The following is a 26,905-nucleotide window of genomic DNA, read 5'->3' as shown; positions in this document are numbered from 1 at the left end:
CGTACGCGCGTGGCGTCACGAACGGCGGCGGGGCTTGCCGCGGCGCGCCGCGGCGGCCGTCCGGGCGCCCTTGCCCGCGGGCGTGCGGGCCGCGCCCGGCTTCTTCCGGCCCGCGGCGGCCTTGCCGGCCGCCGCACCGTCCTTGGCGGGCCCGGCGTCCGCGGCGGCGCGGCGGCCGCGGGTGCTGTTGACGGTGCGGCCGCGGACGATGCCGATGAAGTCGTCGACCAGGTCGGTCGTCGCGTCCTCGCGCCAGGACAGCGCGACCTGGGACTGCGGTGCGTCGGCGACCGTGCGGTAGGTGAGGTCCCGGCGGTGGTGCAGCCGGGCCAGCGACTGCGGGACGACCAGCACGCCCACCCCGGCCGCGACCAGTTCGACGGCGTCCGCGGTGGTCGCCGGGCGCTCCAGCGCGGGGCGGCCGGGCGGGCGCTCCCAGCCGAGGGTGTCGTCGAGGGGGTGCAGCACCAGCTCGTCGGCGAGGTCGGCGAGCGTGACCTCCTCGGCGGCGGCCACGAAGTGGTCCTTGGGGACGACCACCACGGTCGCCTCGGTGTAGAGCGGGATCGCGCTGAGGTCGGTGCGGTCGACCGGCAGCCGCAGCAGCCCGGCGTCGGCGCCGCGGCCCCGCAGCAGCCCCGCCGCCTCCGCGGGGGCCACCGCGACCAGCTCCAGCGGGACGTCCGGCAGCCGCTCGCCCCAGATCCGCACCCACTTGGACGGGGTCACGCCGGGGACGTACGCGAGCCGGAAGACCGGCCCCCCGGGCGCGGTGGGCGGCGCGGGGGCCACAGAGCCCTCGGGAGCGTCGGGGGTGTCGGGGGTCGGGTGCGTCTCGTGCGTGCCGGTCACCCCGCAAGGCTATCGGCGATGGTCGGGGGCGGCACACGCGCTCGTTACCCTTGTGGGCATGACGTCGCAGAAATCCGTCCAGACGATGAAGCCCGCCACGGCGGCCAAGAAGCTGGGCGTGTACCTTCCGGCCACCCCCGCGCAGTTCCAGGAGGGTGTCGTCTCCCGGACGGAGCTGGACGCGCTCCAGGCCGACCCGCCGCAGTGGCTGCGCGACCTGCGCCGCGACGGGCCGCACCCGCGCCCGGTCGTGGCGGCGAAGCTGGGCGTGTCGATCGCGGGCCTGGCGCGCGGCGGTGTCACCGAGGCACTCACCACCGAGCAGGTCGAGGCACTCAAGCAGGAGAGCCCGCAGTGGCTGGAGAAGGAGCGCGCCACGCAGGCCGAGGTGCGCAAGGAGGCGGTCCGCCTCAAGGAGAAGCGCACGGCGGAGGACCATCAGGCCCGCTGACGGCGGCCCGCGGTCGCGGGGCCCGTCCCTCCGGGGGCGGGCCCTCGCGCATGCCCGGCGGTCCTGCGTACGCCGGGGGCCGGCGCCCGCCCTCGGCGGGACACCGGCCCTCCGGGGCGCGGGGCGGGTCAGCCCCACTGGCCGGGCTGGTAGTCGCCGGCCGGCTGGCGGGTCAGGACGTTCAGCCGGTTGTAGACGTTGATCACGCCGATCAGGCACACAAGCGCCGTCAGCTGCTCCTCGTCGTAGTGCCGGGCGGCCTCCGCCCACACGTCGTCGGCCACCCCGGCGCCGTCGGCGAGACGGGTGCCGGCCTCGGTCAGCGCGAGGGCGGCGCGCTCGGCCTCGGTGAAGACCGTGGCCTCCCGCCAGGCGCCGATCAGGTTCAGCCGCAGCGCGGTCTCCCCCGCGGCCGCGGCGTCCTTGGTGTGCATGTCCAGGCAGGCGCCGCAGCCGTTGATCTGGCTGGCGCGGATCTTGACCAGCTCCTGCGTGGCGGCGGGCAGCGACGAGTCGGTGACGGCCTTGCCGGCGGAGTTGACGTACTTCGCGACCTTGGCGCCGACGGGGTTGGTGTAGTAGCTCAGACGGGCGTCCATGACGGTCTCCTTGCGGTGGTCGGCCTCGCGGCGGGTTACACAGCACTGACTCCCGGGCCGGGCCGGATGTGACCGCCGCGGGCGCCCCGCGGAGTGATCCGCGTCACCCGGCCGCCGAGGCGCGCGCGGCGGCGCGGGAGGTCCGCAGGCGCTGGGCGACGAGCGCGAGGAGGCCGAAGGCGATCACGGCGGAGCTGTAGACGACCGCGGTGCGGTGCAGCCCGACGTCGGTGGTGGCGAAGCCCGCGATGACGGCGGGGATGCTGAAGGCCAGGTAGGAGATGACGAAGGCGACCGCGAACAGCTCTCCGCGCTCGGCCGGTCCGGCGATGCGCGCCAGCGTGCCGAAGCTCGCCAGGCCCGCGGCCCCGAAGCCGACGCCGGCCAGCGCGGTGCCGAGCGCCGCCGCGGTGACCGAGTCCGCCTCCACGCCGGCCAGGCCCACGCCCGTGCCGAGCGCGAGCATGCTCGCGCCCAGGGCGAGGGTCCGCTCGGTCGGCCAGGGCCGCAGCGCGAAGGCCGTCACGGACGCGGGCGCGCACAGCAGCGTGACGACCAGGCCGCCGATGACGTGGCTCGACAGCCCGAACAGCCCCGCGGCCACCGAGGGCCCGAGCGCGAGGTAGAGCCCGCCGAGCGCCCAGCTGGCGACCAGGATCGGCACCAGGGCGAGCAGGTCGGCCCGCAGTCGGGGTGCGACGCCGAGCCGCGGCTGGAGCGACCGTACGGCGCCGGGGCGGCGCTGCGAGGTCTCCGGCAGCAGCGCGGCGACGATCCCCGCGGCGACCAGCCCGGCGAGCAGCAGCACGTACACCAGCCGCGTCGGGTGCGGCCCGTACTGCACCAGGAAGCCGCAGCCCAGCGAGCCCACCGCGAGTCCGAAGGCGGGGGCGGCGCCGCTGACCACGCCGGCGCGGTGCGGTGCGTACGGCGGGTTGAGGTCGACCAGGGCCGCCCCGAGCGTCGTCATGGCGCCGCCCGTGGCGACGCCCTGCACGAAGCGGGCGGTGAGCAGGACGGAGACGTCGCCCGCGGTGATGAAGAGCACCATGGCCACCGCTTCCAGGGCGATGGCGGACAGCAGGACGGGACGGCGTCCGACGTGGTCGGACAGCGCGCCCAGGACGAGCAGCGCGCCGATCATGCCCGCCACGTACACCGCGAAGACGGTGGTCAGCATGGTCGCGGAGAAGCCCCACGCGTGCTGGTAGACGACGTAGAGGGGGGAGGGCGCGCTGGAGGCGGCCATGAAGAGGACGAAGATCGCGGCTATGACGGCGAAGGCGGGGCCGCGGCCGAGGCCGCGCCGGGGGACGCCGGCACGCGGGAGAAGAGGGGCGGGCGGTGCGGCGGGTCCGGGCTCCTGGGAGTTCGGCGCGACGGTCATGGATCTCTCCGAATGCAGTGATCATTGCGTTAGCGGCTCCTAGGCTAACGCAGTGACCAGTGCGATAATTTCCGTATGACCGAAGCAGCCCAGCGGCGCCCCGGCGGCCGGTCGGCCCGGGTGCGGGCCGCCGTCCACCGCGCCGTCGCCGAACTGGTCGCCGCCGAACCGGCCGAACCGCTCACCATCCCGGTGGTCGCCGCACGGGCGGGCGTCCACCCGACCACCGTCTACCGGCGCTGGGGCTCGGTGGCCCAACTGCTGGCCGATGTCGCCACCAGCCGCTTCAGCGGTGACGTGGTGGTGCCCGACACCGGCGCACTGGACGCCGACCTGGAGCGGTGGATGGGCGACGTCGCCACCGACCTCGCCGACCCCGACGTCCTGGCCCTGATGCGCGCCACCATCGGCTCCGGCCCCGAGGGCGGCTGCGCGTGCGCCGCCGACCGGCACGAGCAGCTCGCGGCGATCATCGGCCGCGAGCGCGCCCGCGGCGGGGCCGTCCCCGACGTGGAGCGGGCCGTCGACATGCTGCTCGGCCCGCTCTACTACCGGGCCGTCTTCAGCAATCAGCCCGCCTCCGGCGACTGGGCCCGGGGCCTGGTCGGGGCCCTGCTCGCGAGCCGCGATGCGGACCCGGCGCCCGCGGCCTGACGGACTCCGCACCCCGGCCCGCCGCCGGAGGTCCGCTCAGACCCCGGCGCCCGCCGCGCGGAAGTAGTGGCCCTCGTCCAGGTCGGCCAGCAGGCCCGGCCCGGTCGGCCGCCAGCCGAGCAGTTCCTGGGTGAGGTCGCTGGAGGACGGGGCGTCCAGGCCGACGAAGCCGCTCATCCAGCCGAAGTACCCGCCCGCCTCCTCGGGCGCGACCGAGGCGACCGGCAACCCGAGGTGGCGGCCGATCCGCTCGGCGAGCTCGCGGAAGGGCACGCCCTGCTCGCCGACGGCGTGCAGCACCGAACCGGCCGGGGCCTTGTCCGCCGCGAGGGCGAACAGCTTCGCCGCGTCGGAGCGGTGGACGGCGGGCCAGCGGTTGGCGCCGTCGCCGATGTAGCCGGCCGAGCCCTTGTCGCGGGCGAAGGAGATCAGGCTCGCGACGAAGCCGTGGTCGCCGTCGCCGTGGGCGGTCGGCGCGATCCGGACGACCGACGAGCGCACGCCGCGCGGGGCCAGCGCGAGCACGGCCTCCGCGGTCGTCCCGCGGATGGACAGCGGGGAGCCGTCGATCTGCGGCATGTCCCGCTCGGTCGCGAGCCGGCCCGGCTTGAGGCCCGCCACGCCGGAGGCGAGCACCAGCGGGCGGTCGCTGCCGGCGAGCGCCTCACCGAACGCGTCGACGGCGCGGCGGTCGGCCTCGGCGGCCTCCTGGAAGCCGCCGGAGAAGGCGGTGTCGTGCTTGAAGGCGAGGTGGATCACCCCGTCGGAGGCGGCGGCCGCCTCCCGCAGGACGTCGAGGTCGTCGATCGTGCCGCGGACGGCGTCCGCGCCCGCCGCGGCGAGCGAGGCGGCGGAGGCGTCGGAACGTGCCAGACCGCTGACCTGGTGGCCGGCGGCGATCAGCTCGGCCACGGTGGCGGAACCGATCCAGCCGGACGCACCGGTGACGAAATAACGCATGGCGAGAACCCCAGAAAATCGGTGTCAGGTGATGTCAGTTGCTGTCATCGACACTAACACCTGATGTCAGTCCCTGTCGTCAGAGTAAAATCCAGCCATGGGCAGATGGGAGCCGGACACACCCGGCCGGCTGGCGAGGGCCGCGCTGGACCTCTACCGCGAGCGCGGCTACGAGCAGACGACCGTCGCGGAGATCGCCGGCCGCGCCGGGCTGACCGAGCGGACGTTCTTCCGGCACTACGCCGACAAGCGCGAGGTGCTGTTCGCGGGCAGCGCCACGCTCCAGGAGACGTTCGTGACGGCGGTCGCGGGCGCCCCCGCCGACGCCGGACCGCTCCGGGCGGTGGCTGCCGGGCTGGACGCGGCGGCCGAACTGTTCACCGACCGCCGGGACTTCGCGCGCAAGCGGCAGGCGGTGATCATGGCCAACGCCAACCTGTTGGAGCGCGAGCTGATCAAACTCGCGGCGCTGTCGGCCGCGGTCTCCGCCGCCCTGCGCGACCGCGGGGTGCCCGAGCCCGCGGCGACGGTGACCGCGGAGGCGGGCATCGCCGTCTTCAAGGTCGGCTTCGAGCGCTGGGTCGCGGCCGAGGAGACCCGCGGCCTGCCCGAGCTGATGCGCGGGACGCTGGACGCGCTGGGCGACGTCGTCACGGGCGGATCGTAGGCCCCGGTCGTGCGGCCTGGCCGTGCACGCGTACGGTCAGGCCGTCGCACGGTCAGGCGTCTGCGGTGTCCGCACCGCCCGCGAGGGCGAGCCGGAGGGCCCGCAGACCGAGGTGGGTGTCGCCCAGCGAGCAGAGCAGCGGGCCGCCGCGGACGTGCAGTTCGAGCCGCCACACGCGCTGGACGGAGCCGCCCTGGCCGATGGTGGAGGTGTGGACCCGCTCGACGACCCGGACGTCGGACCACGGCAGGACGGCGAAGCCCTCCGGGCGGGTCGGACCGGACGAGCGCGACGGCGGGTAGCCGATGACGAGCCCGCCGTCGAAGAGGTGCAGCCGCGGAATACGGGCGTCGCGCCGCCGCTCGTAGCCGAAGGCCAGGACGGGGACCGCGAGCCCCGCCATGATCAGCGTGGCGCCGACGGACGCCGCGACCGGCCCGAAGGGCCCGGCGAGCAGGCCGATCCCCGGGGGCAGCAGCGCCACCGCCAGCGCGACGGCCGCGCAGCCGGCGTCACCGCCGCCGAGGGCGACGCTCCCGTGGGCGGCACCGAAGCCGTGCTGCTCGGCGAGCCGGACGACCTCGCGCCGGGTGACCGGGGCGTCCGTACCGTCGAATGCGCTCTCGTCCGCGGTGTCCGTCACCACCCCGCCCCTCCGCCGATGCCAGGTGCCCGCTGCCCGCTGCCCGCTGCCCGCTGCCCGCTGCCCGCTGCCAGGTGCCCGCTGCCAGGTGCCAGGTGCCAGGTGCCCGCTGAGACGGCGCCCGCCGCTCCCGCGGTTCCCGCCGTCCGCCCGGTGACCGCCCGCGCGCCGCCGCCCCGGCCGGTCGGACCGGGGCAGTGGCGCGCGCGAGCAGTGGCGTGAAATGGCCACACCTGACCGCGGCATAGTCAACACTGTGACTAGTCACCTTCATGACTATCGCGAAGAGGCCCCCAGCCAGGGCTTCACAGGGGAGGTACGCCCGTGGCCACCGCAGAGCGCTTTCGCGCCGCCGTCGAGAACCGGGATCTGTCGGCGCTCGACGACCTCTTCACCGACGACATCCGTTTCTACAGCCCCGTCAAATTCCGGCCGTTCGAGGGCAGGCGACTGGTGACCGGGCTCTTCGGGGTGCTCTACCGCACCTTCGAGGACGTCCAGTACGGCGGCCGGCTCGACGGCGCCGCGGAGCGCGGCGCGGACGGGGCGCGGGCCACCGCCACCGCACTGCCCTTCCAGGCGACCGTCAAGGGCCGGCAGATCCACGGCATCGACCTGCTGCATTTCGACGGCGCCCGGCGGATCACCGAGATCACGGTGCTGATCCGCCCGCAGTCCGCGGTGCAGATCGTCGCCGTGGCGATCCACGCCGGGCTCCTCGCCGACGGACTGCTGCCGGCCCCGGTCCCCGCCGAGCGCTGACGCCCGGGCGCGCGGACGTCCCGGCCCGAGCCCCGCCGGTTCAGCGGGCCGGCGGCTCGTGGGAGGCGGACTTCTCGTTGGCCGCGGCGTCCACCGTGGCCATCCGGAGCAGCTGCCTGCCCAGGTCCAGCAGCGCGCGCCCGGCCGCGTACTCGTCGCCGATCTCGGGGGCGGGCGGGTCGCCGGGGTTCCGCTGCGCGGTGGCCTGCGTGCGCAGGGTGCGTTCGCCGGTGTCGAGCGCGGCCTCGACGGTGGTCGCGTCCTTGCTCTCCTCGGCGATCTCCAGGTTGAGGGTCCAGGACTTGGTGCGCGCCTTCGGCGCTGTCTGCTGCTGCATCACGAGACCGTCCCATCCGTGCGCGATTGCGTGCCGGACCCCGCCCCGTACCGCACGTGCCGACGGTCGGTCGCCGCGCGTGCCGCGTCCGGCCCCCTTGTGTCCGCTCGCCTGCCCGGTCCTTCCCCCGGCAAACGCTCCTGGCCTCGCCCGACGTCGTCGCCGCGGGACGTGGTTGACTGCGCGCGTGACCGAATACGACGTCCTTCGCGTCTTCTGCGGAGCCGACGGGCGGCACGGCAACGAGCTCGCCGTCGTCCGCGACGGCTCCGCCGTGCCCGATGCCCTCGACCGGCAGCGGCTCGCCGGGAAGTTGGGCTTCAGCGAGACCGTCTTCGTCGACGACCCCGAGCGCGGCGCCGTCGACATCTACACCCCCTCCCTGCGGCTGCCCTTCGCCGGGCACCCTTGCGTCGGCACGGGCTGGCTGCTCGACCTGCCGGAGCTGGTGACGCCCGCGGGCGTGGTGGGCGTCCGGCTGGACGGGGAGTTCTGCTGGATCGAGGCGATGGCGGCCTGGGCGCCGCCGCGCACCCTGCTCCAGTACGGCTCGGCGGCGGAGGTGGACGCGCTGGAGGTGCCGCCGCCCGGCGAGTGGATCTACGCGTGGGCCTGGCTGGACAAGGCCGCGGGCCGGGTCAGGGCGCGGGCCTTCCCGGGCCGCGGCGACGGGATCGACGAGGACGAGGCGACCGGCGCCGCCGCCCTGCTGCTCACCGAGCGGCTGGGACGGGCGCTGAACATCGCGCAGGGCCGCGGCTCGCAGATCATGACCGCGCCGCGCCCGGACGGCGTCATCGAGGTCGGCGGGCGGGTGCGACTGGACGGCCAGGAGTCCCTCTGACATCCAGAGAAGCATCCCGTGCGACGCGAGGGCCCCCGGCGGTGCGCCGGGGGCCCTCGCGGTTGCCCCGCCGAGCGGCGGGGGCGTGGTCGAAGTCGGTCAGTCGACGATGCCGGACTCGGTGATGACGACCTTCGCGGACGGCGTGCCGCTGCGCGAGCCCTTGCCCTCGATCGTCTTGACGAGCTCCTGGCCCTCGACGACCTCACCGAAGACGACGTGCTTGCCGTCCAGCCAGTCGGTCACCACGGTGGTGACGAAGAACTGCGAGCCGTTGGTGTTCGGCCCGGCGTTCGCCATCGAGAGCAGGAACGGGCGGTCGTGCTTGAGCTGGAAGTTCTCGTCCTGGAACTTCTCGCCGTAGATGCTCTTGCCGCCGCGGCCGTCACCGGAGGTGAAGTCGCCGCCCTGGAGCATGAAGGCCGGGATGATCCGGTGGAAGGCGGAGCCCGCGTACCCGAAGCCGTGCACGCCCGTGGCCAGCTCGCGGAAGTTCTTGGCGGTGTTGGGCACCACGTCGTCGAAGAGCCGGAAGACGATGCGCCCGGCGGGCTTCCCGTCGATCGAGATGTCGAAGTACACATTGTTCATGGGGCCCATCCTCGCATCCCCGGCCGCGCCGTCCGCGCGCCGGGGGCGGCGCGGCCGGTGTCCGGAATTCCGACATGGCGGCAGATGCCCTGATCTCCCGCCCGTCTGCCGACGTGACCCCACGAATACGGTTTTCGGCGGGACCGCACATCACGGGTGCAGACTCTGCACACACACCCGGCGAACCGTCCACCCGCGCTTCCGGCAGGGACGTTTGTGCGCAGAGGTGTTCGACGGAAAGAGTGGATCCTCCGGTGCCCCCGCACGGTGTGCGAATTCCCAGGGGAAAGCCGTGTGAAGAATTCGTCGGCATCCGGTGCGGGGATCCGTCACACCCCGCCCACCTGCCCTGACCGGCCCGCGACCGCGGGTGGCCCGGTCGGCGGGGACGTGGTTGCATCGTTCGCCATGCGGCGGTCGAACCGATCCGCCGCGTAATTCCCTGGCACCGGACGGGCGTGGTGATCGTCCTGCCCTGATTACGGCGTCCACCCGGTCGGCAGGGTTTTCGGAACAATCGGCTGAGCGAAGGGAACAACCAGCCATGCGCAAGGACACCACCCCGCAGGTCGAGACCCGAGAGATTGCCGACAGCGAGCTGGACAGCGTCTCCGGCGGCATTCTCGGCCCGGTTCTCGACACGGTCTGGACGGTCGACTCGATGCTTCCGACCGTCTCCGACGTCGCGGGTCTCGCCACCTCGGCGACCGGTCTGGACATCGCGCCGCTGACCGGGCTCACCGCCGGTCTGTGACCGGGCACGCGTGACCGGCCGGCGCTGACCCGCCGGGCACGGCCGTCGGACGGGCGCAGCAGCGCGCGGACGGCGGACAGGGATCGACCGTGGACCCCGGGGCCTGACAGCCCGGGGTCCACGGGGCTGTCAGGGGGCTCCCCGGGATCGCCGGGGACGCGAGGGAAAGGGAGGGAGGGGCGGGTGGAATTCCGGCAGAAGGCGCTGGCCAGGCTGCGCTCCCCGGAGGAGCTGGACCTGCCGGTGCGGCTCGCCCGGCCGCAGGGGCTGCCGGCGCTGGCGGTCGCCCTGGTGGTGCTGGCCGCGGCGGCGGTGTGGGCGGTGGGCGGCTCGGTGGCCTCCCGCACGACGCTGCCGGGCGCGCTGACCCGCGGCCGCGGCGGCTACGTGCTGCAGAGCCCGCTCGCGGGCCAGGTGGTGGACGTACGGGCCCGGGTCGGCGACCTGCTGGCGGCCGGCGCCCCGCTGCTGGACGTGCGGACGGCGCAGGGGACGCAAGCGGTGCGGATGGTCGCGGGCGGGCGGCTGACCGCGCTGCCCGCCGGGATCGGCACGGTGGTGGCGGCGGGCACGCAGGTCGCGGGCGTGGAGCTGGCCACGTCGCCGGACGACCCGCTGGAGGCCGTGCTCTACGCGACGGGCGGCGCGGCGGTGCCGGTGGGGTCGCGGGTGGAGCTGACGGTGGAGTCGGTGCCCGCGGAACGGTACGGCGTGCTGCGCGGCACGGTCGCGGCGGTGGGGCGCGAGCCGCAGAGCGCCGCGCAGATCGCCGGCTTCCTCGGCGACACCCGCCTCGGTGCGGCCCTCGCCCCGCACGGCACGGCGGTGGCCGTCACCGTGCGCCTGGACCGCGCCGCGGGCAGCGCGAGCGGCTACCGCTGGTCGCGCGGCGGCCCCCCCTTCCGCCCGGCCTCGCTCACGCCGGTCAGCGGTTCGGTGCTGCTGCCCGCGCAGCGCCCGGTCGACTGGCTGCTGCCGTGAGCGCCCGGCACACCGGCCGCGGGCGCTCCGCGTCCCCGGCGGCCGAGAGCGGCCGGCACCGGCCCCGGGCCGCCGCGCGGGGCAGCCGGGACCGGCACAGCGGGCGCGCCGGGCGACGGGTGCGCACCCCGGTGGTGCTCCAGATGGAGGCCGTCGAGTGCGGGGCCGCCGCGCTGGCGACGGTTCTGGCCCACCACGGGCGGCACGTGCCGCTGGAGGAGCTGCGGGTGGCCTGCGGGGTGTCCCGGGACGGCTCGCGGGCGAGCAACCTGCTCAAGGCCGCCCGCGGCCACGGACTCACCGCGAGGGGCATGCAGATGGAGCCCGCCGCGCTGGCCAGGACCCGCCCGCCGGCCGTGCTCTTCTGGGAGTTCAACCACTACGTCGTCTACGAGGGCGCGGGGCGGCGCCTCGGGCGGCGCGGGGTGCACCTCAACGACCCGGCGCGCGGGCGCCGCTTCGTCTCCGCCGAGGAGTTCGACGCCGCCTTCACCGGGGTGGTGCTGACCTTCGAGCCCGGCGACGGTTTCACCCGCACCGGTCGCCCGCCGGGCTTCGTCCGCGGGCTCCCGGCGCGGCTGCGCGGTGCCTCGGCGACGACGGCGGCCGCGGTGCTCGCCGGATTCCTGCTGGTGCTGACGGGGGCGGCCGCGCCCGCGCTGAGCCGTACGTACATCGACACCTTCCTGCTCGGCGGGCAGACCTCGCTGCTGGGCACGCTCTTCGCCGCCATGGGCACCCTGGTGGGGCTGACGGCGCTGCTGACATGGGTGCAGCAGGCGAACCTGCTGCGCGGGCGGATCGCGTCCGCGACGCTCGGCAGCGCGCGCTTCATGCGGCACCTGCTGCGGCTCCCGGTGCGCTTCTTCGCCCAGCGCAGCCCTGCCGACCTCGTGCAGCGCCTCCAGTCGCACGACACCGTCGCCGAGACACTGGCCCGCGACCTCGCCGCGGCCGGGGTGGACGCGGTGGTGGTGCTGCTCTACGCGGCGCTGCTGTGGACGTACGACCCGCAACTGACCGCCCTCGGTGTGCTGGTGGCGCTGGCGAACGTGGCGGCGATGCGGACGGTGGTGCGGATGCGCGCCACCGGCACCCGCAAACTGCGTGCCGACACCGCCCGGTTGACCAACACCGCCTACAGCGGGCTCCAGTTGATCGAGACGATGAAGGCCACCGGCGGCGAGGACGGCTACTTCCGGCGCTGGGCGGGCCAGCACGCCGCAACGCTGGAGGGGCGCCAGCGGCTCGGCGTGCCCGGCGCGGTGCTCGCCGTCGTCGCGCCCACGCTGGCGGCGCTCAACAGCGCGCTCATCCTGCTGGTCGGCGGCCGGCGGGCGGTCGAGGGCGGGATCTCGGTCGGCCTGCTGGTGGCCTTCCAGGCACTGGTGACCGGGTTCACCGCGCCCGTCACCCGGCTCAGCGCGGTCGCCGGACGGGCGCAGGACCTCGCGGCGGACGTGGCGCGGCTCAAGGACGTGGAGAACTTCCCGGTCGACCCGGTCCACTCCCCCGCCCGCGCCGCCGCCCGCCCGGCGGACACGCGACGGCTCACCGGCCATGTCGCCCTGGACGGCGTCACGTTCGGCTACAGCCCGCTCGACCCGCCGCTGCTCACCGGCTTCTCGCTGGCGGTCGGCCCGGGCCGCCAGGTGGCGCTGGTCGGCGGCTCGGGCAGCGGCAAGTCCACGGTCGCCCGGCTGGTCGCGGGCCTGTACGAGCCGTCGTCCGGTGAGGTGCGGGTCGACGGGCGGCGGCTCGCCGACCTGCCGCGCGCGGTGCTCGCGGCGTCGGTGGCCTTCGTCGACCAGGACGTCTTCCTCTTCGAGGGCACCGTGCGCGACAACGTGGCGCTGTGGGATCCGTCGATCCCCGACGAGGCGGTACGCGCCGCGCTCTCCGACGCCGCGCTGCTGGACGTCGTCACCCGGCGCCCCGGCGGCATCCACGGCCGGGTGGAGCAGGACGGCCGCAACTTCTCCGGCGGTCAGCGGCAGCGCCTGGAACTCGCCCGCGCCCTGGTCCGCGACCCCGCGGTGCTGGTGCTGGACGAGGTCACCAGCGCGCTGGACGCCGAGACGGAGCGCCAGGTCATCGACAACCTGCGGCGGCGCGGCTGCGCCCGGGTGGTGGTCGCGCACCGGCTCAGCACCGTGCGGGACAGCGACGAGATCGTGGTGCTGGAGCAGGGCCGGATCGTCGAGCGCGGCCGCCACGAGGGCCTGGCGGCGGCGGGCGGGCCGTACGCCGCGCTGGTCCGGGAGCGCTGACATGGCCCAGCACACGGCGGGCCCCTTCCCCCCGGCGCCCGGGGGCGGGCCGGCGGGGTACGGGCCGCACGCGGCGGACCCGGGGGTGCCGGACGGCCGGACCGGGCCCTTCCCCGGTCAGCTCGCGTACGGGCAGGGGCCCTTCGGGGCTGCCGCCGGGCACCCGGACCCGGTCGTGCGGGCCCTGGGCGGGCTCGGCGAGGCGGTGGACTGCGGCGGGACGAGCAGCATCGGGCTCGCCGGGCCGGAGGCGCTGTGGCTGGTGACCGCCGGGGCCATGGACCTCTTCGCGGTCGACGGCGACGGCGGCGGGCGGTGGCATTTCCTGGGGCGGCTCGAACCCGGCACCGCGCTGCTCGGCCCGCCGCAGGGTCCCCACCACACGCTGGTGGGGCGCCCGTTGCCGGGGTGCGGGCTGCAACGCATCTGGCTGCGGGAGCTGTTCGCGCAGCCGGACCCGTACCAGGAGGCCGCGCACGGCCCGTTGGAGGAGGCCTTCGCGCTGGGCGTGGGGCGCGGACTGCGGCTGGTGTTCGAGGCCCGGGTGGACGGGCGGCCCCCCGCCGACCCCGCGGCGGCCGCGCCCGAGGACGACGTCCAGTGGATGCCGGTGGAGCCCGGCAGCGTCCGCTACGGCGACGACTTCGGCCCGGACGCCGCCGGGCAGCTGCTGGTCGGCGGCGCGCTGTGGGAGCGCATGGTGCGCCAGCAGTCGCGGCTGCTGGTCGCGCTGGGCCGCTGGATCGCGCAGCTGGAGCACGCGCACGAGGAGCGCGCGGCGGCCGGGTCGCGGGCCGGCGCGGCCGCGGGGGCCGAGGCCGACCGGCTGCTGCTGGCGGCCGTCGAGGGTGCGGCCGGCGCCCCGGACGGGGGCGCGGGGGACGCGCTGCTCGCCGTGAGCCGGCTGGTCGGCGCGGCGGCGGGGGTCGAGGTCGCGGAGCCCGCCGCCGGAGTGGCCGAGGCCCGGCTCGGACCGCTGGACCGGATCGCGGTGGCGTCCGGCTTCCGCACCCGGGAGGTCGCGCTGGGCGCGCGCTGGTGGCGCACGGACGCCGGGCCGCTCGTGGGCCGCACCACCAGCGGCACGCCGGTCGCGCTGCTGTGGCGGCGCGGTGGTTACGTCGCCGTTGACCCGGTGGCCGGGCGGACGGTCCGGGTCCGCGCGGGGAGCGCGGCGGGCTGGGCTGACCGGGCGGTGATGTTCTACCGCCCGCTCCCCGAGTCGGCGGTGTCCACGCGGCGGCTGCTGCGCTTCGGGCTGCGCGGGACCGCCGCCGACCTCGGCCGGCTGCTGGCCGGGAGCCTGGTCGCGGTGGGGCTCGGCGCGCTGGTGCCGCTGGCCACCGGGCGCGTCCTCGGCTCGTACGTGCCGCGCGGCGAGAACGGGCTCATCGTGCAGGCCGCGCTCGCGGTGATCGCGGCGACCGTGGTGTCCGCGGCCTTCATGCTGGTGCAGAACGTCGCGGTGCTGCGGCTGGAGGGCCGGATCGAGGCGGCCCTGCAACCGGCCGTCTGGGACCGGCTGCTGCGGCTTCCGGCCGGCTTCTTCGCCCGCCGCTCCACCGGCGAGCTGGCGAGCGCGGCGATGGGTGTCAGCTCGATCCGCCGGGTGCTGTCCGGGACGACCGCGGCGGCCGTGCAGTCCGGTACGGTCGCGGCGGTCAACCTGGCGCTGCTGCTCTGGTACAGCGTGCCGCTGGCGCTCGCCGCGCTCGGCATGCTGGCCGCTGTACTGGCCGTGCTGGTGGCCGCGGGGACGGCCCAACTGCGCTGGCAGCGGCAGCTGGTGGAACTCACCAACCGGCTGAACAACCAGGCCTTCCAGACCCTGCGCGGCTTGCCGAAGCTGCGGGTCGCGGCGGCCGAGAGCTTCGCGTACGCCGCGTGGGCCGCGGACTTCGCCCGCAGCCGCGAACTCCAGCGCAGGGCGGGCCGGGTGGGCAACGCCGCCACCGTCGTCAACGCCGTCTACCTGCCGCTGTGCACGCTCGCGGTCTTCGCCCTGCTCGCGGGCCCGGCCCGCGGCAGCCTGTCCCCCGCCGCCTTCCTGACCTTCAACTCGGCCGCCACGATGATGCTCTCCTCGGTGGGCCAGCTCACCGGCGCGCTGCTGTCGGCGGTCGCGGTGCTGCCGATGGTGGAGCAGTTGCGGCCGGTGCTGGACGCGGCCCCCGACGTGCCCGCGGGCAGCACCCGGCCCGGCGAGCTGACCGGGGACGTCGAGGCCGCCGCGGTGTCGTACCGCTACCCCGGCGAGGGGCCGCTCGTCCTGGACGACGTCTCGCTGCGGGTCGCGCCCGGCGAGTTCGTGGCGATCGTCGGGCCCAGCGGGTGCGGCAAGTCCACGCTGCTGCGGCTGCTGATCGGCTTCGACGCGCCGCTCACCGGCAGCGTCCGCTACGACGGGCAGGACCTCGCCGCGCTCGACCGCGCGGCGGTGCGCCGCCAGTGCGGGGTGGTGCTCCAGCACGCGCAGCCCTTCAGCGGCTCGGTCTTCGACTGCATCCGCGGGGCGGGCGAGCACACCGTGGACGAGGCGTGGCAGGCCGCGGCCATGGCGGGGCTCGCGGCGGACATCAAGGCGATGCCGATGGGTATGCACACCGTCCTGCCGGACGGCGGGGGCGCCGTGTCCGGCGGCCAGCGGCAGCGCCTGATGCTCGCGCAGGCGCTCATCCGCCGCCCGCGGATCCTCTTCCTCGACGAGGCGACCAGCGCGCTGGACAACGCCACGCAGCGCGCCGTGATCGCGAGCACGCGCGCCCTGCGCGCCACCCGGGTGGTCGTCGCGCACCGCCTGTCCACCGTGCTGGACGCCGACCGGGTCGTGGTGATGGACGCGGGCCGCATCGTCCAGCAGGGCCCGCCCGCGGAGCTGCTGGCCGACACCGGCGGCCCCTTCCACGCGCTCGTCCGCCGCCAAACGTTGTGAGGACGGCGACCGCGGCCGCGCGGGGGGGCCACGGGCCGCGGGACCGCATCTGCGCCGCCGTCACAGGCCGCACGGCAGGGCCGCCGGGCCGCCGACGCGTCCGGCGGAACCCGCCCTCCCCGACTGCCGAACGCCACCGCAGACCCCTTCCACGCGCTCGTCCGCCGCCAGACCCCGCGAACGCGGCCGCGCGGGGGCGGCCGCGGGCCGCGGGGCCGGACGCGGACGGGCTTGCGGGAAGCCACGGGCGCACCGTACGGCCGAGGGTCGCGCGGGGTGGGGGAAGATGAGCGGATGACCGACTTCCTGGCCGTCGGCGAGAGCGTCGCCGACGTCGTCCGCACGCCCGGCGCCCCCGACGTGACGCACCCCGGCGGCAGTTCCGCCAACGTCGCCTACGGGCTGGCCCGGCTCGGGCGGAGCGCGGCCCTGCTCACCCAGCTCGGGGAGGATCCGGCCGGGAAACTCGTCAGGGAGCATGTGGAGGGCGCCGGGGTACGGGTGCTGACGGACGGGCAGCCGGGGCAGGCCACGCCCACCGCCGTCGTCACGCTCGACGCGCGCGGCGCGGCGACGTACGACTTCGCGATCGGCTGGACGCTGCGACCGGTGGACCTCCCCGCGGACGGCGTACGGCACGTGCACCTGGGGTCGATCGGCGCGGTGGTGGCGCCGGGCGCGGCGGCGGCGCAGGAGGTGACCGCGCGGCTGCGGACGGCGGCGACCGTGAGCTACGACCCCAACGTGCGCCCCGCGCTGATGGGAGAGCGGGCGGCGGCCGCCGCCGCGGCCGAGCGGTGCGTGGCGCTCAGCGACGTCGTCAAGGCCAGCGACGAGGACCTGACCTGGCTCTATCCGGGCGAGCAGCCGGGCGAGGTCGCCGCGCGCTGGCTGCGGCTCGGGCCCGCAGCGGTCTTCGTGACCCTCGGCGCGCAGGGCGCGCACGCCTTCACGGCGGCGGGCCGGGTGGCCGGAGCGCCCGTCCCCGTCGAGGTCGTCGACACCGTGGGGGCCGGTGACGCCTTCACGTCCGCGGCCCTCGACACCCTCCACTCGCTGGGCCTCACCGGCGCCGCCGCCCGCCCCCGGCTGCCCGCCGCTCTCGACGGCGCCGTGCTCGCCCGCGTCCTGCACCGGGCCGGGGCCGCGGCGGCCCTGACCGTCTCCCGTGCGGGGGCCCGGCCGCCGGACGCGGCGGAGCTGTCCGCGGCGCTCGCGCCGCCGGCGCGCTGACGGCACGCCGCCGTGCGTGCGGATGCGGGCGGGCCGCGCCGCCACACCACCCGCACCCCGGCGGCGCGGCCTGGTAATCGCAGATGCGGACGGACCGTCCGCCACCGCACCGGCACGCAAACAACGCCCCGCCGTACACGCGGATACCGGCGGACCGCGCCGTCACAGGACCCGCACCCTCGCGGCGCGCGCACGCAAACGCGCGCGCGGACCGACCGCCGCCACGGCACCGGCACGCGACAGCGCCCCGCCGGGCATGCGCGTACCACCGGGCCGCGCCGTCACAGGACCCGCGCCCTTGACGGCGCGCCCCCGCAAACGCCGATGCAGGCGGACCACCCGCCACCGCCGCACCGGCACGTAGACCGCGTGGACAACGCCCAGCCGACAAACGCGGATGCGGCCGGGCCGGGCCGGGGGCCAGACTCGCGGCATGACGCAGAGGATCACCCGCATCAACCCCGCGCGGCTGCACCCCACGCCCGGCTACCACCACGTCACCGTCGTGGAGGCCGGGCGCACCGCCCACCTGGCCGGCCAGTGCCCGCTGGACGCGGACGGCAACCTCGTCGGGCCCGGCTCGCTGGAGGCCCAGGTCGACCGGATCGTCGAGAACGCCCTGATCGCGTTGGCGGCGGTGGACGCCGGGCCGCAGGACGTGATCCGCTCCGTGGTCTACGTCCGCAGCGACGACCGGGACGACCTCGGCGCCGTCTGGCAGCGCCTCACCTCCTCCGCGCTCGCCCCGGCGTTCACCTCGGCGAGCACCCTGCTGGGCGTCACCCGGCTCGGCTTCGCCGGCCAGCTCGCCGAGGTCGACCTCACCGCGGCCCTGCCCGGCTGACGCCCGCCGGTCATCCCCCGCCGGAAGCCGCGCACGCGGCGCACGCGGCGCCGCCCGTGGGCAGTGGCCCGCGGCACACCGGGCAGGGGAAGACCGGCGGTCCGGCGGTCGGAACGGTGGGCGGCGGGCCTGTCGGCCACCCCTCGCGGCGCCGGGCAGCCGCCCGCGCGCGGAGGCCCTGCACGGCGGCCGGGAGTCCGGCCCGGCGGCCGGGCAGGCCCGCGGCCGGGGCCGCCGACAGCAGCGTCGGGACAGCCGCCGCCACGAAGCACAGCCACAGCGGGAGGGCGCCGAGGGCCAGTCCGGTGGCGGCGGTACCGGCGGTGTGGCCGGCGTTGAACGCGCTGTTGACCCAGGTGCCGGCCCTGGTGCGGGCCCCTTCCGCGGCCTCCTCGTCCGCGAGCAGGTAGGCGGTCGACAGGGCCGGGGCGACGAAGGCGCCCGTGCAGCCGAGCACCGCAGCGAGCACGTACACGCCGTTCGCCAGCCCTGCGAGGGCGAGCGGCACCGGGAGGGCGGCCGCCAGCAGCGCCAGGCGGCGGCGCGCAGGCATGCGCCAGCTGCGGGCGCCGTACGCGGTGCCGCCGAGCACGCTGCCCGCCGAGACCGCGGCCTGGATCCAGGCCACCGCCACGAGGTCGTCCCGCCCGCGGGCGAACGCGACGACCAGCAGTTCCTGCGCGCCCAGGGACACCCCGAGGGCTCCCGCCACGACTGCGGGCACGAGCCAGGCCGGGCGGCCCGGTCGCGGCGGGGCCGCTTCCGCGGCCGGGCGGTGGGGCGTCGCCGCGGCGTCGCGCATCGCGGGCGACGCGCACATCGCCAGCGTGCCCGCGACGACCAGCACGGCGCTGGCGCCCACCCCGGCGGCAGGATTGCCGGCCGCGATGACCACGCCGGCCAGCAGCGGGCCGGCGACGTACAGCACTTCCTCGGCGACCGCGTCCAGCGAGAAGGCCCGCCGGCGCAGTTCGGGGTCGGGCACGAGGTCGCTCCACAGCGTGCGCATCACCGGCCCGAGCGGCGGCGAGCACACGCCCGCCGCGAGGGTGAGGGCCGCGAGCAGCGGGCGCGGCGTGCCGGGCGACCAGGTCGCGGCGGTCAGCGCCAGCAGCACCGCCCCGTACGCCACGGCCAGGACCGGCAGGACGCGGCGCGGGCCCCGCCGGTCGATGAGGCGGGCGCGCAGCGGCGCAAGCGCGGAGGTGCCGAGCCCGAAGCAGGCGACGGCGGCGCCCGCCCAGGCGTAGGAGCCGGTCGTGCGGGTGAGCGCGACGGCCAGCGGGACGAAGACCGTTCCGTAGGAGAGGCGGCCCAGCAGCGCAGGGCCGAAGGTCCGCAGGACGTGGGGCCTGCGGAGGACGGCGGAGTACGACGGCCGTACGGGTGGCGAAGACATGGGTGTTCCTCGACGTCGCGGCGCCGGACGGGCCGGCGTGCCGGTGGGTGGGCGCGAGAGGGCCGCCGCCCGCGGTGTCGCGGGGCGGCCGGCTCGGCCTACACACGGTGGAGGAACATGCCCCGCACGGTAGCAGCAGGCGGGGCCGCCGGGTGGGGCGACGGCGGAATCCGCGGGGGGCGTGCGATGCCCGGTGCCGGGACGGGCCCGACAGCGGCGGGGGCCCTGCCCGCCCCTCCCGCGGGCGTCCCCCGCGGGGTGCGGGGGGCACGGCGTGTGCCGCCTCGCAGCGGGACGCGCCCGGCGGACTCCGCGCGGACGTTCCCGGCGGTGTGCGCACCGCATCCCCGCGGGCACGTGGCCCCGGGTCGGCGCCCGGCCCGCGTGGGGGCCGGGCACCGGGCCGGTCAGGACGCCGGGACGGGCGCGGGGTGGCGCAGGTGGCGGGTGAAGAAGGCGACCGCGCTGTCCGCCTCGAAGCGCGGAACCTCCTTGTGGCGGCCCGCGTTGGCGTGCAGCGTCTTCTCCTGCGAGCCGAAGGCGTCGAAGAGCGCGAGGCCGGCGGCGCGCGGGATGTGCTCGTCGTCCCACTGGAGCGCGTACTGCACCGGGACGGTGATCCGCGCGGCCGGGCCGGCGACCGTGTCGGGCCAGAACATGCCGAGCACTGCGGCGGTGATCCGCGGCTCGGCCGCGATCAGCGGGATGCCGATCGCGGTGCCCATGTTGAGGCCGAAGTAGCCGACGGGCCCGTCCGGGCCGATCTCCGGGAGCTGCTGGAGGGCGTCCAGCGTGGCCCGCCACTCCGGCACGGCGCGCTCGGCGATGCGGGCGTTGTGCCGTACGACGATCGGGCCGACGGGCTCGCCCGCCGCCATGGCCTGTTGCAGCGCGGCGACCTCCCGCTCGTCGTCTGCGCTGAGCGGACGGCCGTTGTGCCCGGGGGCGTCGATGACGGCGACGTGGAAGCCCCCGGCGCGGACGAGGCGCTCGGCGCGGCCGGTCATTCCCGGCCACTTCTTGTGGGTGCCGCCGCCGTGGCCCATGAGGACCAGGGGTTCGCGGCCGGTGGCGCCGGCGGGCGACCAGAGCACGCCGGGGACTCCGGCGACGGTGAAGTCGCGTTCGCGCAGACCGTCCGCCGGGGTCGTCTCGGCGGTGAACTGTACAGAATGCATGAGGTGTTGCCTTTCGGGAGTGCCGTGGTGTGAGGGCGCTCCCGGGGGGACGTGTACTCAGTCGCCCGCAGCCGTGCGGCAGGACGGGAGCACCCATGTGCGTACTGCGTTCACGGGTCTCACCTCCTCCGGGCGATGCAACGGCCGAGCAGAAAACTACACCGCCCCCGTTCCCGGCCGCTCCCCCTTTTTTCTGCTCCTGGCGCGCAAGGACCCGCACGGGCACGGCGGTGCCCCGCCGCAATGGGGAGCAGCGGCGGGGCACCTCGGGGGTGGGGCAAGCATGCGCCAGCGCACATGCCACGGCCATACGTCACTCGTCGTATCCCCCAGCCTGCGCCGGACGCCACCGCCCGTCGCGAGCGGTACGCGGCGGTGCTCGTGCCCGGTTGGAGTCCGGAGCAGGCGACGGAGTTCAACGGGGCCGTGTGGCCGTGCCTCGGCTCGGCGGTCCGGGCCGTGCGGACCACGGGTGGCTACGAGGAAGCGGTGCGGGCCGCGGTCGATCTCGGGGGCGACACCGACACCGTCGCGGCGGTCACCGGTGGGCTGGCCGGGGCGTGGTACGGCGCGGGGGCGGTACCGGAGCGGTGGACGCGGGGGCTGCACGTGCCGTTGCCGGGCTTCGCGGGGCGGGTGCTGGGCGCGGGTGACCTCGCCACGCCGGCCCGGCGGCTCGCGGGCAGGGGGTGACGTGGCGTCAGGGGGCGGTGAGCTTGGCGGGGTCGGGGGCGTAGACGGTCATCCAGTGGGGGTCGAGACGGTAGTAGATGACGTCGCGGTCCCAGTCGAAGGCGTCGGCGCCGTAGAAGTCCTTGAGGTAGGCGAGCAGGTCGGGCCATTCGGGGGCGGCGGCGGCATTCGGGGGGTTGAGGGGGACGGCGTCGCCGTGGGTGAAGACGCCCAGGTCCTCGCCGCGCATGTGGGCGGCGCTGGCGGCCGGGCGCGCGGCGAGGTGGCGGGCCTTGGCGGCGGTGCGGGCGGTGCCGAAATACCAGCGGCCGTGCAGGAAGTGGCCGTCCGCGCCGCTGATCCGCGGCTCGCCCTTGGCCGTGACGGTGGACAGCGCGAGCGTGCACATGCCGGTCAGTACGGCGGTGAGCTGCTCGGCGGTCATGGTGCGGCCGGTGAAGACGGAGCGCAGGTGGGAGGTGGATTCCGACAGCGAGGCGTCGAGCAGGGCCTGGAGCGCGGCGGTTTCCTCGGGGGTTTCACGCATCGGCTCACTGTACCCACCGGCGTCCCGTGCGGCGGGGAGCGCCGGCCGGACGGCCTACTCCGTACCGAAGCTCGTGAAGTGGTGGTCCCGGGCGCGGCTCACCGGGCGGCCGAGGCGCACGTCGGTGAGCACCCGAAGCAGGAACTCGCCCGCGCCGCAGGCGTGCTGCTCGTCCTCACGGCCCTCCGCGCGGGCGACGACCGGCCACGCGTCGGGGTCGCCGGTCGTCGCCCGCCAGCAGAAGGCGAGGCCCTGCTCGGACGACGCCCAGGTCAGCAGGCCGTCCGACGCCGGTCCTGCGAGGTCGGAGGGTGTCCACGGCGTGAGGTCGGGGGCGGGCACGACGAGGTCCACGTAGTCGTCGAAGCTGCCCTCGCCGAAGACGTCGGCGATCTCCTTGTAGTCGGCGGGCAGGCGGGCGCCGAGGGCGGCCTCGATCGCGGGCCATTGCACCCGCGGGCCGGGTATCGGCTCCCAGCCGGTGACGGCGCGCAGTTTGCCGGCCCACGTCGTGCCCGGCGGGAAGCCGGCGACGGCCGGGTCCGCGCGGTGGGCGGCGACGGCGACGGTGCGCGGGCCCCGCGCGGTGGCGGCCAGGCCGCAGCCCAGCCAGCGGTCGCGCAACGGCCAGCCGCGCAGTTCCAGCAGCTCGCCCGCGGCGAAGGCCTCGGTCAGCGGGAGGCCGGTGCGCTCGGTCAGCGTCGGGTCGACGAGTCCGCCCGCGGCCAGGTTGCGGTGCCGGCCCGCGAGCCGGGTCATCTCCGCAACAAGGCCGCGCAGGTCCGCGTCCTGAGGAGCCGTCAGGACGACGGGCTCGCCGGGCCTCGGCGGCTCGCCGTCGGTGAGCCGCCGGATCGCGGCGGCGAAGGGGTTGCTGCTGTCCATGCCCCCAGTGAACACCCCGCCGCCGACAGCCGGGCCGGACCGGGAGGTCCCCCGCACCGTTCGGATCGGGGGCCCCGAAGCGGTGGCGCCGACCGCCGAGGACCCGTCACGGGCGCATCGGACGGGCCCGGAGGCGCCCCGCCGCGGTGGCGTCCTTCCGTGGCAGGGCCGCACCGTACGGCCGCGGGCGCCCCGGCCCGGGGGCGCCGTCCGCCGAGAACCCGTCACCGGCGGCCGTACGCGCCCGGGGGCGCCCCCTCCGTGCAGGAGGGGACGCCCCCGGGTGTGCTGTCGCGGCCGGGCGGCCGCCCGCCGTCAGGAGGTGTACGGCGGCGGCTCGTGCGGGCGCGCCGGCTCCGGGCGACCCCGGTACGGTAGGCCGATCGGGCCGCGGGCCAGCCGGTGCGCGCCGAGCGCGGCGGCCACGGCGAGCAGCCCGCCGCCGGCCGTCCACAGCCAGCGCGGCGACCACCACGTGCCGGCCCAGCCGCCGCCGGGCGAGACGTCCGGGGCGCTCGCGGAGACCACCGGCGCCACCGAGCCGTCGACCGCGTCGCGGCCCGCGGTGCCGTCCGAGGTCACCTCGACGGCCGCGCGGAAGGGCTGCCCGAGGTCGGCCTCGGGGACGTCGAGGGCGGTCAGCCGCAGGTAGTACGCGCCGCGCAGCGGGTCGTTGGACCAGGTCTCGGCCCAGGCCCGCACGGTGCGCAGGTGGCAGACCAGCTCGACGCTCGCGGCGTCCGCCGCGGCCGTACGGGTCTGCGCGCCGTAGCGGCAGGCCTGGCGGCGGCGCAGGCCGTCGTAGACGTCGATCTGCCAGGTGGAGGCGCCGTGCGCGGCGGCGGTCCCGGAGCCGGAGCCGAACGTCACGGTGGCCTTCACGGTGACGTGCTGCCCGGCGTCGGCCGGTACCACCCAGTACAGGTAGTCGCCCGCCGACGCACCGGCGGTGGCCTGCTCGCCCTGCTTGACGGCCACCGCGGTGCGGAAGTTGGTGCCGGCCTCGGTGGGCGGCCCGTCGTCGCCCGCGTCGGCCGAGCCGTCGGTCGCGGTCGCCGTCGCCGTGGCAGCCGGGGTGTCGTCGGCCAGGGCGTGCCCCGCGGGCAGGGCGACCACGGCGGCCGTGAGGAGCAGCGCGGCGGCCAGTCGTCGAAGGTTGCGCATCAGGAGGCCCTTCCGGTGTTCAGCCGCCAGCGGGAGACCCAGCCGGTCAGCAGGCCGGCGACACCGCCGGTGAGGGTCAGCAGGCCGAGCAGCCACCAGCCGCGGCCGAGGCCGAAGAAGGCGACGTCGGAGGGCTGGTCGGGGCTCGGCACCAGGTCGATGGCGAGCTCGACGGGCAGGCCCGGGGTGGTCTTGACGGCGGGCGGCGCGGAGAAGGAGTTGCCGACCTGGAGGCACACGGTCTCCGGCGGCGTGTCGTCGTCGGCCTTCGGTTTGGGGTAGCGGATGCCCGCGGAGACGGCGTCGGTGCGGCCGGTGCCGCCCTCGTCGTCGCGGACGATCTCCCGGCCGTGCAGGGTGACCCCGCGCAGCAGCACGCCGTAGTCCGCGTTGACGGTGCGGTCGTCGCCGATCGTCGCGGACGCCCGCAGCTCCTTGCCCGGCGGCACCTCGACGCGGTACCAGCGGTTCTCGGAGAAGGTCTCGCGGTCGGAGTACAGGCCCGCCTTGAGCAGGGGCGCGTCCGCGCAGCTCGCGGCGCCCTGGGTGGAGACGGGCGTGACGACCTTGTCGGTGCTGCGCCTGACGAGCTGCTTGACCTTGCTGGTCAGCTGGTTCTTGTGCTGGACGGTGGTGTACGTGCCGCCGGTGGCCTCGGCGATGCAGCTGAGCTGGCTGCGGGTCTTGGTGTCGGGGATCAGGCCGAGCGTGTCGATGACCAGGTGGATGCCCTGGGAGGCGATGTCGCGGGCGACGTCGCAGGGGTCGGCGTTGCAGGTGTCCTCGCCGTCGGTGATGAGCACCATGCGGCGGGTGCCGTCGCCGCCCGCCTTGAGGTCGTCGGCGGCGGCGAGCAGCGCGGGCCCGATCGGCGTCCAGCCGGTGGGGGCGAGCGTCGCCACGGCGGTCTTGGCCTCGGTGCGGTCCAGCGGTCCGACCGGGTAGAGCTGCCGGGTGTCCTTGCAGCCGGTCTTGCGATCGTTGCCGGGGTAGTCCGCACCGAGGACGCGTATGCCCAGCTGGACGTTCGGCGGCGTCGAGTCGAGGACGTCGTCGAAGGCCTGCTTCGCGGCGGACATCCGGCTCTGCCCGTCAATGTCGTTGGCGCGCATGGAGCCGCTGACGTCGAGGACGAGTTCGACTTTCGGTGCGGGCTGTGCCGCCGGTTCGCCGTCGTCGGCGGCGGCGCCGGCGGGCAGCAGCCCGCAGACGAGGGTGGCCAGTAGGCCACCGGCCATTCCCATGGCCAGCAGTCTTCTCGTGATCATCGGAGGATCGTAGTGAAGGTCCGCGACAATCATGAAGTCGGCTGGTCAGCGCGGTGCCCTGACGGACCGCCGGTTCACCTTCCGGCCAACTGCCCTGTTCCGTCCGCCGCGTGGGCGGCCGCCGCGCGGGCCAGCGCCCGGATGAAGGCGTGCGGGCGGGTTCCGTCCCCGGACAGTTCGGGCTGGAAGAGGGCGGCCAGGAAGAAGGGGTGGCCGGGGAGTTCGGCGATGCGGACGTCGCCGGCGTCGTCGACGCCGCTGAAGCGCAGGCCGTGCGCGCGCAGGGTGTCGAGGTGGCCACGCGCCAGGCCGTACGAGCAGTGGTAGCGCTCGACCGACCGCTCGGCGCCGAGCACGTCGCGGGCGAGCGATCCGACGGCCACCTCGACCGCGCCCTCGTGGCCGACGAGGGAGCAGGCGAGCGGGACGACGAGGAGGTCGGCCTCCTCCGCGCCGGGCGGCGGCTCCTCGGCGTGGGAGGCGCCCGCCAGACCGCACACGGTGCGGGCGAACTCCAGGACCGCGTACTGGAAGCCTCCGCAGCTGCCCAGGAAGGGGATGCCCCGCTCGCGGGCCGTGCGCACGGCGGTGAGTGCGCCGCGCTCGCTGCGGTAGGGGCTGCCGGGGAGCAGCCAGACGGCGTCGAAGGCGGCGAGGGCGGCGGCGTCCTCGGCGTCGGCGGTGGGGATCCAGTAGGCGTCGAGGACGAGGCCGTCGCGGGCGGCCAGCGCGTCGAGGATGCCGGGGACGCGGACGTGAGCCCGGACGCCGGGCGAGCGGTCACCGACCAGGGCGACGCGCGGGGCGGGGACGCGGGGTACGGGGACGTGCGGTGCGGCGGCTGCGGCCGTCCTGGGTGTGGACATGCGGACATCCTGGCCGAGCGGCCGAGTGAAGCGCCAACGATGATGTGTGACCTCTCCATCAGCGATACTGATGGGCGTGGATCCGCATCTGCTCCGCACGTTCGTCGCCGTCGCACGCCTCGGCTCCTTCTCCGCGGCCGCGCGCGAGCTGGGCTACACGCAGTCGGCGGTGTCGCAGCACATCGCCGCGCTGGAGAGCGACCTCGGGGCCGTACTGCTCGGCCGGCGGCCGGTCGCGCCGACGCCCCCCGGGGCGCGGCTGCTGGAGCACGCGGAACCGCTGCTGCTGCGGCTGGACGCCGCCCGCGCCGACATCGCCCGGCTGACCGCGGCGCCCGCGGCCCGGGTGGTCGTCGGGGCGGCCCCGACCGCCGTGACCGGCCCGCTCGCCGCGGCCCTCGCCGGGCTGCGCCGCGGCCGGCCGCAGCTGGACGTGACGGTACGGGTCCTGGACCGCGCGGCCGTGGTGGGCGGCGTCACCGCGGGGGGACTCGACGCGGGCCTCGTCGACGGGGCGGCCGCGCCCGGCGACCCGCTCACCCTCGCCGACACCGCGCCGCTGGCGGCACTCGCCGTCTCCGAGGAGCCGCTCGCCGTCGCACTGCCCGCCGGGCACCCGCTGGCGGGCCGCGCGGGGGTGGACCTCGCCGGCCTGTCCGAGGCCCGCTGGATCGACGCGCCCGGCACCGCGCTGCCGCTCGCCCGCCTGCGGACGGTGAGCGGTACGGAGGGCTTCCGTGCGGCCCTGCGCTACGAGGGCGCGGACGTGCGGGGGCTGCTCGCGCTGTGCGCCGCGGGACACGGCCTCGCGGTGCTGCCCGCCGCGGCGCTCTCCGGGGCACCCGGCGTGCACGCCGTCCCCGTCGCCGCGCCGCGGCTGGTGCACCGCACGGAGATCCTGCACGCGAAGTCCCCCGCGGAGCAGGTGGCGCTGCTCGCGGCCGCGCTGCGGGCCTCGCCGCCGGACGGGCAGGAGCAGGTCCCCCGGCCGCCGGAGGCCGGTGACGACACGCGGGCAGGCTCCGGCCGCCTGCGGGACGCGGACCCGCCCCGCTGAAAACGCCCGCCCTCCCCCGCCCGGTTCGCGCGGTCCGCGGTGTCTACCCCAGCGGTTGCCGACACCGGCGACCGGCAATCGGCCAGCGGCCAGCGGAGCAAGGGAGCC

General features: G+C 76.3%; 26 protein-coding genes and 1 pseudogene. 13 read left to right on the top strand and 14 right to left on the bottom strand.

Translation table 11 applies throughout. The annotated features are described in order from the left end of the window. Positions 1–15: 15 nt before the first annotated feature. The gene (locus IH54_RS0115830; protein ID WP_043181129.1) at positions 16–792 is read right to left on the bottom strand and encodes a LysR substrate-binding domain-containing protein; all 777 of its coding nucleotides are present in this window, start codon (positions 790–792) and stop codon (positions 16–18) included. Between the two features lie 118 nt (positions 793–910). Here IH54_RS0115830 and IH54_RS0115825 point away from each other — a divergent pair, with 118 nt between their 5' ends. Further along, entirely contained in the window at positions 911–1,303 is a 393-nt protein-coding gene (locus IH54_RS0115825) for a DUF5997 family protein (protein WP_031517204.1), read from the top strand. Between the two features lie 128 nt (positions 1,304–1,431). On the opposite strand, the gene IH54_RS0115820 is transcribed toward IH54_RS0115825, so the two are convergent. Together IH54_RS0115820 and IH54_RS0115815 are read right to left on the bottom strand one after the other, a co-directional pair. After that, positions 1,432–1,902, bottom strand: coding sequence for a carboxymuconolactone decarboxylase family protein (locus IH54_RS0115820; RefSeq protein ID WP_031517202.1), 471 nt, complete (start codon positions 1,900–1,902; stop codon positions 1,432–1,434). 103 nt (positions 1,903–2,005) lie between these two features. Next, complete coding sequence (locus IH54_RS0115815) at positions 2,006–3,289, bottom strand: MFS transporter (protein WP_031517200.1); 1,284 nt, start codon at positions 3,287–3,289, stop codon at positions 2,006–2,008. A 75-nt stretch (positions 3,290–3,364) separates the two neighbouring features. Between IH54_RS0115815 and IH54_RS0115810 the strand changes: the two genes are divergently transcribed. Next, on the top strand, positions 3,365–3,943 hold the full coding sequence (locus IH54_RS0115810) for a TetR-like C-terminal domain-containing protein (protein WP_031517198.1): 579 nt from the start codon (positions 3,365–3,367) through the stop codon (positions 3,941–3,943). Positions 3,944–3,979: 36 nt separating this feature from the next. Here the strand turns inward: IH54_RS0115810 and IH54_RS0115805 are convergent, their stop codons facing one another. Further along, positions 3,980–4,903, bottom strand: a complete 924-nt coding sequence (locus tag IH54_RS0115805) for an SDR family oxidoreductase (protein WP_031517196.1) — start codon at positions 4,901–4,903, stop codon at positions 3,980–3,982. Positions 4,904–5,000: 97 nt separating this feature from the next. Here IH54_RS0115805 and IH54_RS0115800 point away from each other — a divergent pair, with 97 nt between their 5' ends. Then, positions 5,001–5,570 carry a TetR/AcrR family transcriptional regulator gene (locus IH54_RS0115800; protein ID WP_031517194.1) on the top strand — a complete coding sequence of 190 codons (570 nt, stop codon included), beginning with the start codon at positions 5,001–5,003 and terminating at the stop codon, positions 5,568–5,570. Positions 5,571–5,622: 52 nt separating this feature from the next. Here IH54_RS0115800 and IH54_RS0115795 read toward each other — a convergent pair whose 3' ends face one another. After that, positions 5,623–6,213 carry a hypothetical protein gene (locus tag IH54_RS0115795; RefSeq protein ID WP_159011863.1) on the bottom strand — a complete coding sequence of 197 codons (591 nt, stop codon included), beginning with the start codon at positions 6,211–6,213 and terminating at the stop codon, positions 5,623–5,625. Between the two features lie 324 nt (positions 6,214–6,537). Here IH54_RS0115795 and IH54_RS0115790 point away from each other — a divergent pair, with 324 nt between their 5' ends. Continuing rightward, complete coding sequence (locus tag IH54_RS0115790) at positions 6,538–6,975, top strand: nuclear transport factor 2 family protein (RefSeq protein WP_031517190.1); 438 nt, start codon at positions 6,538–6,540, stop codon at positions 6,973–6,975. 40 nt (positions 6,976–7,015) lie between these two features. On the opposite strand, the gene IH54_RS0115785 is transcribed toward IH54_RS0115790, so the two are convergent. After that, positions 7,016–7,312 carry a dsRBD fold-containing protein gene (locus IH54_RS0115785; protein WP_052397515.1) on the bottom strand — a complete coding sequence of 99 codons (297 nt, stop codon included), beginning with the start codon at positions 7,310–7,312 and terminating at the stop codon, positions 7,016–7,018. A gap of 187 nt (positions 7,313–7,499) precedes the next feature. On the opposite strand from IH54_RS0115785, the gene IH54_RS0115780 reads away from it, so the two are divergent. Continuing rightward, on the top strand, positions 7,500–8,156 hold the full coding sequence (locus tag IH54_RS0115780; RefSeq protein WP_031517185.1) for a PhzF family phenazine biosynthesis protein: 657 nt from the start codon (positions 7,500–7,502) through the stop codon (positions 8,154–8,156). A 99-nt stretch (positions 8,157–8,255) separates the two neighbouring features. Here the strand turns inward: IH54_RS0115780 and IH54_RS0115775 are convergent, their stop codons facing one another. Next, on the bottom strand, positions 8,256–8,747 hold the full coding sequence (locus IH54_RS0115775) for a peptidylprolyl isomerase (protein ID WP_043181101.1): 492 nt from the start codon (positions 8,745–8,747) through the stop codon (positions 8,256–8,258). Between the two features lie 544 nt (positions 8,748–9,291). On the opposite strand from IH54_RS0115775, the gene IH54_RS0115770 reads away from it, so the two are divergent. From IH54_RS0115770 to IH54_RS0115745, 6 genes are all read left to right on the top strand, one after another. Beyond that, positions 9,292–9,501 carry a hypothetical protein gene (locus IH54_RS0115770; protein WP_031517181.1) on the top strand — a complete coding sequence of 70 codons (210 nt, stop codon included), beginning with the start codon at positions 9,292–9,294 and terminating at the stop codon, positions 9,499–9,501. Positions 9,502–9,684: 183 nt separating this feature from the next. Next, positions 9,685–10,482: a hypothetical protein gene (locus tag IH54_RS0115765; protein WP_031517179.1), complete on the top strand. Its 798-nt coding sequence runs from the start codon at positions 9,685–9,687 to the stop codon at positions 10,480–10,482. A 143-nt stretch (positions 10,483–10,625) separates the two neighbouring features. Then, on the top strand, positions 10,626–12,752 hold the full coding sequence (locus tag IH54_RS0115760; protein WP_234343551.1) for an NHLP family bacteriocin export ABC transporter peptidase/permease/ATPase subunit: 2,127 nt from the start codon (positions 10,626–10,628) through the stop codon (positions 12,750–12,752). Position 12,753: 1 nt separating this feature from the next. Beyond that, positions 12,754–15,684, top strand: a complete 2,931-nt coding sequence (locus tag IH54_RS0115755) for an NHLP bacteriocin export ABC transporter permease/ATPase subunit (protein ID WP_078862242.1) — start codon at positions 12,754–12,756, stop codon at positions 15,682–15,684. Between the two features lie 294 nt (positions 15,685–15,978). Next, a complete protein-coding gene (locus IH54_RS0115750; protein WP_031517172.1) occupies positions 15,979–16,917 on the top strand; it encodes a carbohydrate kinase family protein in 939 nt (312 codons plus the stop codon). Between the two features lie 433 nt (positions 16,918–17,350). Then, positions 17,351–17,761: a RidA family protein gene (locus IH54_RS0115745; protein ID WP_031517170.1), complete on the top strand. Its 411-nt coding sequence runs from the start codon at positions 17,351–17,353 to the stop codon at positions 17,759–17,761. A gap of 10 nt (positions 17,762–17,771) precedes the next feature. On the opposite strand, the gene IH54_RS0115740 is transcribed toward IH54_RS0115745, so the two are convergent. Both IH54_RS0115740 and IH54_RS0115735 read right to left on the bottom strand, forming a co-directional pair. Further along, positions 17,772–19,160, bottom strand: coding sequence for an MFS transporter (locus IH54_RS0115740; protein ID WP_063762311.1), 1,389 nt, complete (start codon positions 19,158–19,160; stop codon positions 17,772–17,774). Between the two features lie 407 nt (positions 19,161–19,567). Next, on the bottom strand, positions 19,568–20,338 hold the full coding sequence (locus IH54_RS0115735) for a dienelactone hydrolase family protein (RefSeq protein ID WP_031517165.1): 771 nt from the start codon (positions 20,336–20,338) through the stop codon (positions 19,568–19,570). A 189-nt stretch (positions 20,339–20,527) separates the two neighbouring features. Between IH54_RS0115735 and IH54_RS47690 the strand changes: the two are divergent. Next, a pseudogene (locus tag IH54_RS47690) lies at positions 20,528–21,031 on the top strand (ADP-ribosylglycohydrolase family protein); the annotation flags it as partial. Positions 21,032–21,038: 7 nt separating this feature from the next. Here IH54_RS47690 and IH54_RS0115725 read toward each other — a convergent pair. From IH54_RS0115725 to IH54_RS0115705, 5 genes are all read right to left on the bottom strand, one after another. Next, on the bottom strand, positions 21,039–21,557 hold the full coding sequence (locus tag IH54_RS0115725) for a pyridoxamine 5'-phosphate oxidase family protein (RefSeq protein WP_031517161.1): 519 nt from the start codon (positions 21,555–21,557) through the stop codon (positions 21,039–21,041). 54 nt (positions 21,558–21,611) lie between these two features. Next, the gene (locus tag IH54_RS0115720) at positions 21,612–22,442 is read right to left on the bottom strand and encodes a hypothetical protein (protein ID WP_052397491.1); all 831 of its coding nucleotides are present in this window, start codon (positions 22,440–22,442) and stop codon (positions 21,612–21,614) included. Between the two features lie 315 nt (positions 22,443–22,757). Continuing rightward, complete coding sequence (locus tag IH54_RS0115715; protein ID WP_052397490.1) at positions 22,758–23,606, bottom strand: hypothetical protein; 849 nt, start codon at positions 23,604–23,606, stop codon at positions 22,758–22,760. After that, positions 23,606–24,874 (bottom strand): VWA domain-containing protein, encoded by a 1,269-nt coding sequence (locus IH54_RS0115710; protein ID WP_052397489.1) that lies wholly within the window; start codon positions 24,872–24,874, stop codon positions 23,606–23,608. Before IH54_RS0115710 ends, IH54_RS0115715 begins: the two co-directional genes overlap by 1 nt. Positions 24,875–24,948: 74 nt before the next feature. After that, positions 24,949–25,740 (bottom strand): glutamine amidotransferase-related protein, encoded by a 792-nt coding sequence (locus IH54_RS0115705; RefSeq protein ID WP_078862240.1) that lies wholly within the window; start codon positions 25,738–25,740, stop codon positions 24,949–24,951. A gap of 76 nt (positions 25,741–25,816) precedes the next feature. Between IH54_RS0115705 and IH54_RS0115700 the strand changes: the two genes are divergently transcribed. Next, positions 25,817–26,797 carry a LysR family transcriptional regulator gene (locus tag IH54_RS0115700; RefSeq protein WP_078862257.1) on the top strand — a complete coding sequence of 327 codons (981 nt, stop codon included), beginning with the start codon at positions 25,817–25,819 and terminating at the stop codon, positions 26,795–26,797. Positions 26,798–26,905 lie beyond the last annotated feature (108 nt).

It is taken from the genome of Streptomyces sp. NRRL F-5123 (assembly GCF_000721495.1).
Classification (GTDB): Bacteria; Actinomycetota; Actinomycetes; order Streptomycetales; family Streptomycetaceae; genus Actinacidiphila.
Note: the sequence above shows the minus strand (reverse complement) of the source record. Positions and strands in the feature narration are given on the sequence as shown.

What these genes read in the sequence shown, in the direction of transcription:
- IH54_RS0115825 (WP_031517204.1), top strand. Translation starts at nt 911, where the DNA reads ATGACGTCGCAGAAATCCGTCCAGACGATGAAGCCCGCCACGGCGGCC.
- IH54_RS0115820 (WP_031517202.1), bottom strand. Translation starts at nt 1,902, where the DNA reads ATGGACGCCCGTCTGAGCTACTACACCAACCCCGTCGGCGCCAAGGTC.
- IH54_RS0115815 (WP_031517200.1), bottom strand. Translation starts at nt 3,289, where the DNA reads ATGACCGTCGCGCCGAACTCCCAGGAGCCCGGACCCGCCGCACCGCCC.
- IH54_RS0115810 (WP_031517198.1), top strand. Translation starts at nt 3,365, where the DNA reads ATGACCGAAGCAGCCCAGCGGCGCCCCGGCGGCCGGTCGGCCCGGGTG.
- IH54_RS0115805 (WP_031517196.1), bottom strand. Translation starts at nt 4,903, where the DNA reads ATGCGTTATTTCGTCACCGGTGCGTCCGGCTGGATCGGTTCCGCCACC.
- IH54_RS0115800 (WP_031517194.1), top strand. Translation starts at nt 5,001, where the DNA reads ATGGGCAGATGGGAGCCGGACACACCCGGCCGGCTGGCGAGGGCCGCG.
- IH54_RS0115785 (WP_052397515.1), bottom strand. Translation starts at nt 7,312, where the DNA reads ATGCAGCAGCAGACAGCGCCGAAGGCGCGCACCAAGTCCTGGACCCTC.
- IH54_RS0115775 (WP_043181101.1), bottom strand. Translation starts at nt 8,747, where the DNA reads ATGAACAATGTGTACTTCGACATCTCGATCGACGGGAAGCCCGCCGGG.
- IH54_RS0115770 (WP_031517181.1), top strand. Translation starts at nt 9,292, where the DNA reads ATGCGCAAGGACACCACCCCGCAGGTCGAGACCCGAGAGATTGCCGAC.
- IH54_RS0115760 (WP_234343551.1), top strand. Translation starts at nt 10,626, where the DNA reads ATGGAGGCCGTCGAGTGCGGGGCCGCCGCGCTGGCGACGGTTCTGGCC.
- IH54_RS0115755 (WP_078862242.1), top strand. Translation starts at nt 12,754, where the DNA reads ATGGCCCAGCACACGGCGGGCCCCTTCCCCCCGGCGCCCGGGGGCGGG.
- IH54_RS0115750 (WP_031517172.1), top strand. Translation starts at nt 15,979, where the DNA reads ATGACCGACTTCCTGGCCGTCGGCGAGAGCGTCGCCGACGTCGTCCGC.
- IH54_RS0115745 (WP_031517170.1), top strand. Translation starts at nt 17,351, where the DNA reads ATGACGCAGAGGATCACCCGCATCAACCCCGCGCGGCTGCACCCCACG.
- IH54_RS0115740 (WP_063762311.1), bottom strand. Translation starts at nt 19,160, where the DNA reads ATGTCTTCGCCACCCGTACGGCCGTCGTACTCCGCCGTCCTCCGCAGG.
- IH54_RS0115735 (WP_031517165.1), bottom strand. Translation starts at nt 20,338, where the DNA reads ATGCATTCTGTACAGTTCACCGCCGAGACGACCCCGGCGGACGGTCTG.
- IH54_RS0115725 (WP_031517161.1), bottom strand. Translation starts at nt 21,557, where the DNA reads ATGCGTGAAACCCCCGAGGAAACCGCCGCGCTCCAGGCCCTGCTCGAC.
- IH54_RS0115720 (WP_052397491.1), bottom strand. Translation starts at nt 22,442, where the DNA reads ATGGACAGCAGCAACCCCTTCGCCGCCGCGATCCGGCGGCTCACCGAC.
- IH54_RS0115715 (WP_052397490.1), bottom strand. Translation starts at nt 23,606, where the DNA reads ATGCGCAACCTTCGACGACTGGCCGCCGCGCTGCTCCTCACGGCCGCC.
- IH54_RS0115710 (WP_052397489.1), bottom strand. Translation starts at nt 24,874, where the DNA reads ATGATCACGAGAAGACTGCTGGCCATGGGAATGGCCGGTGGCCTACTG.
- IH54_RS0115705 (WP_078862240.1), bottom strand. Translation starts at nt 25,740, where the DNA reads ATGTCCACACCCAGGACGGCCGCAGCCGCCGCACCGCACGTCCCCGTA.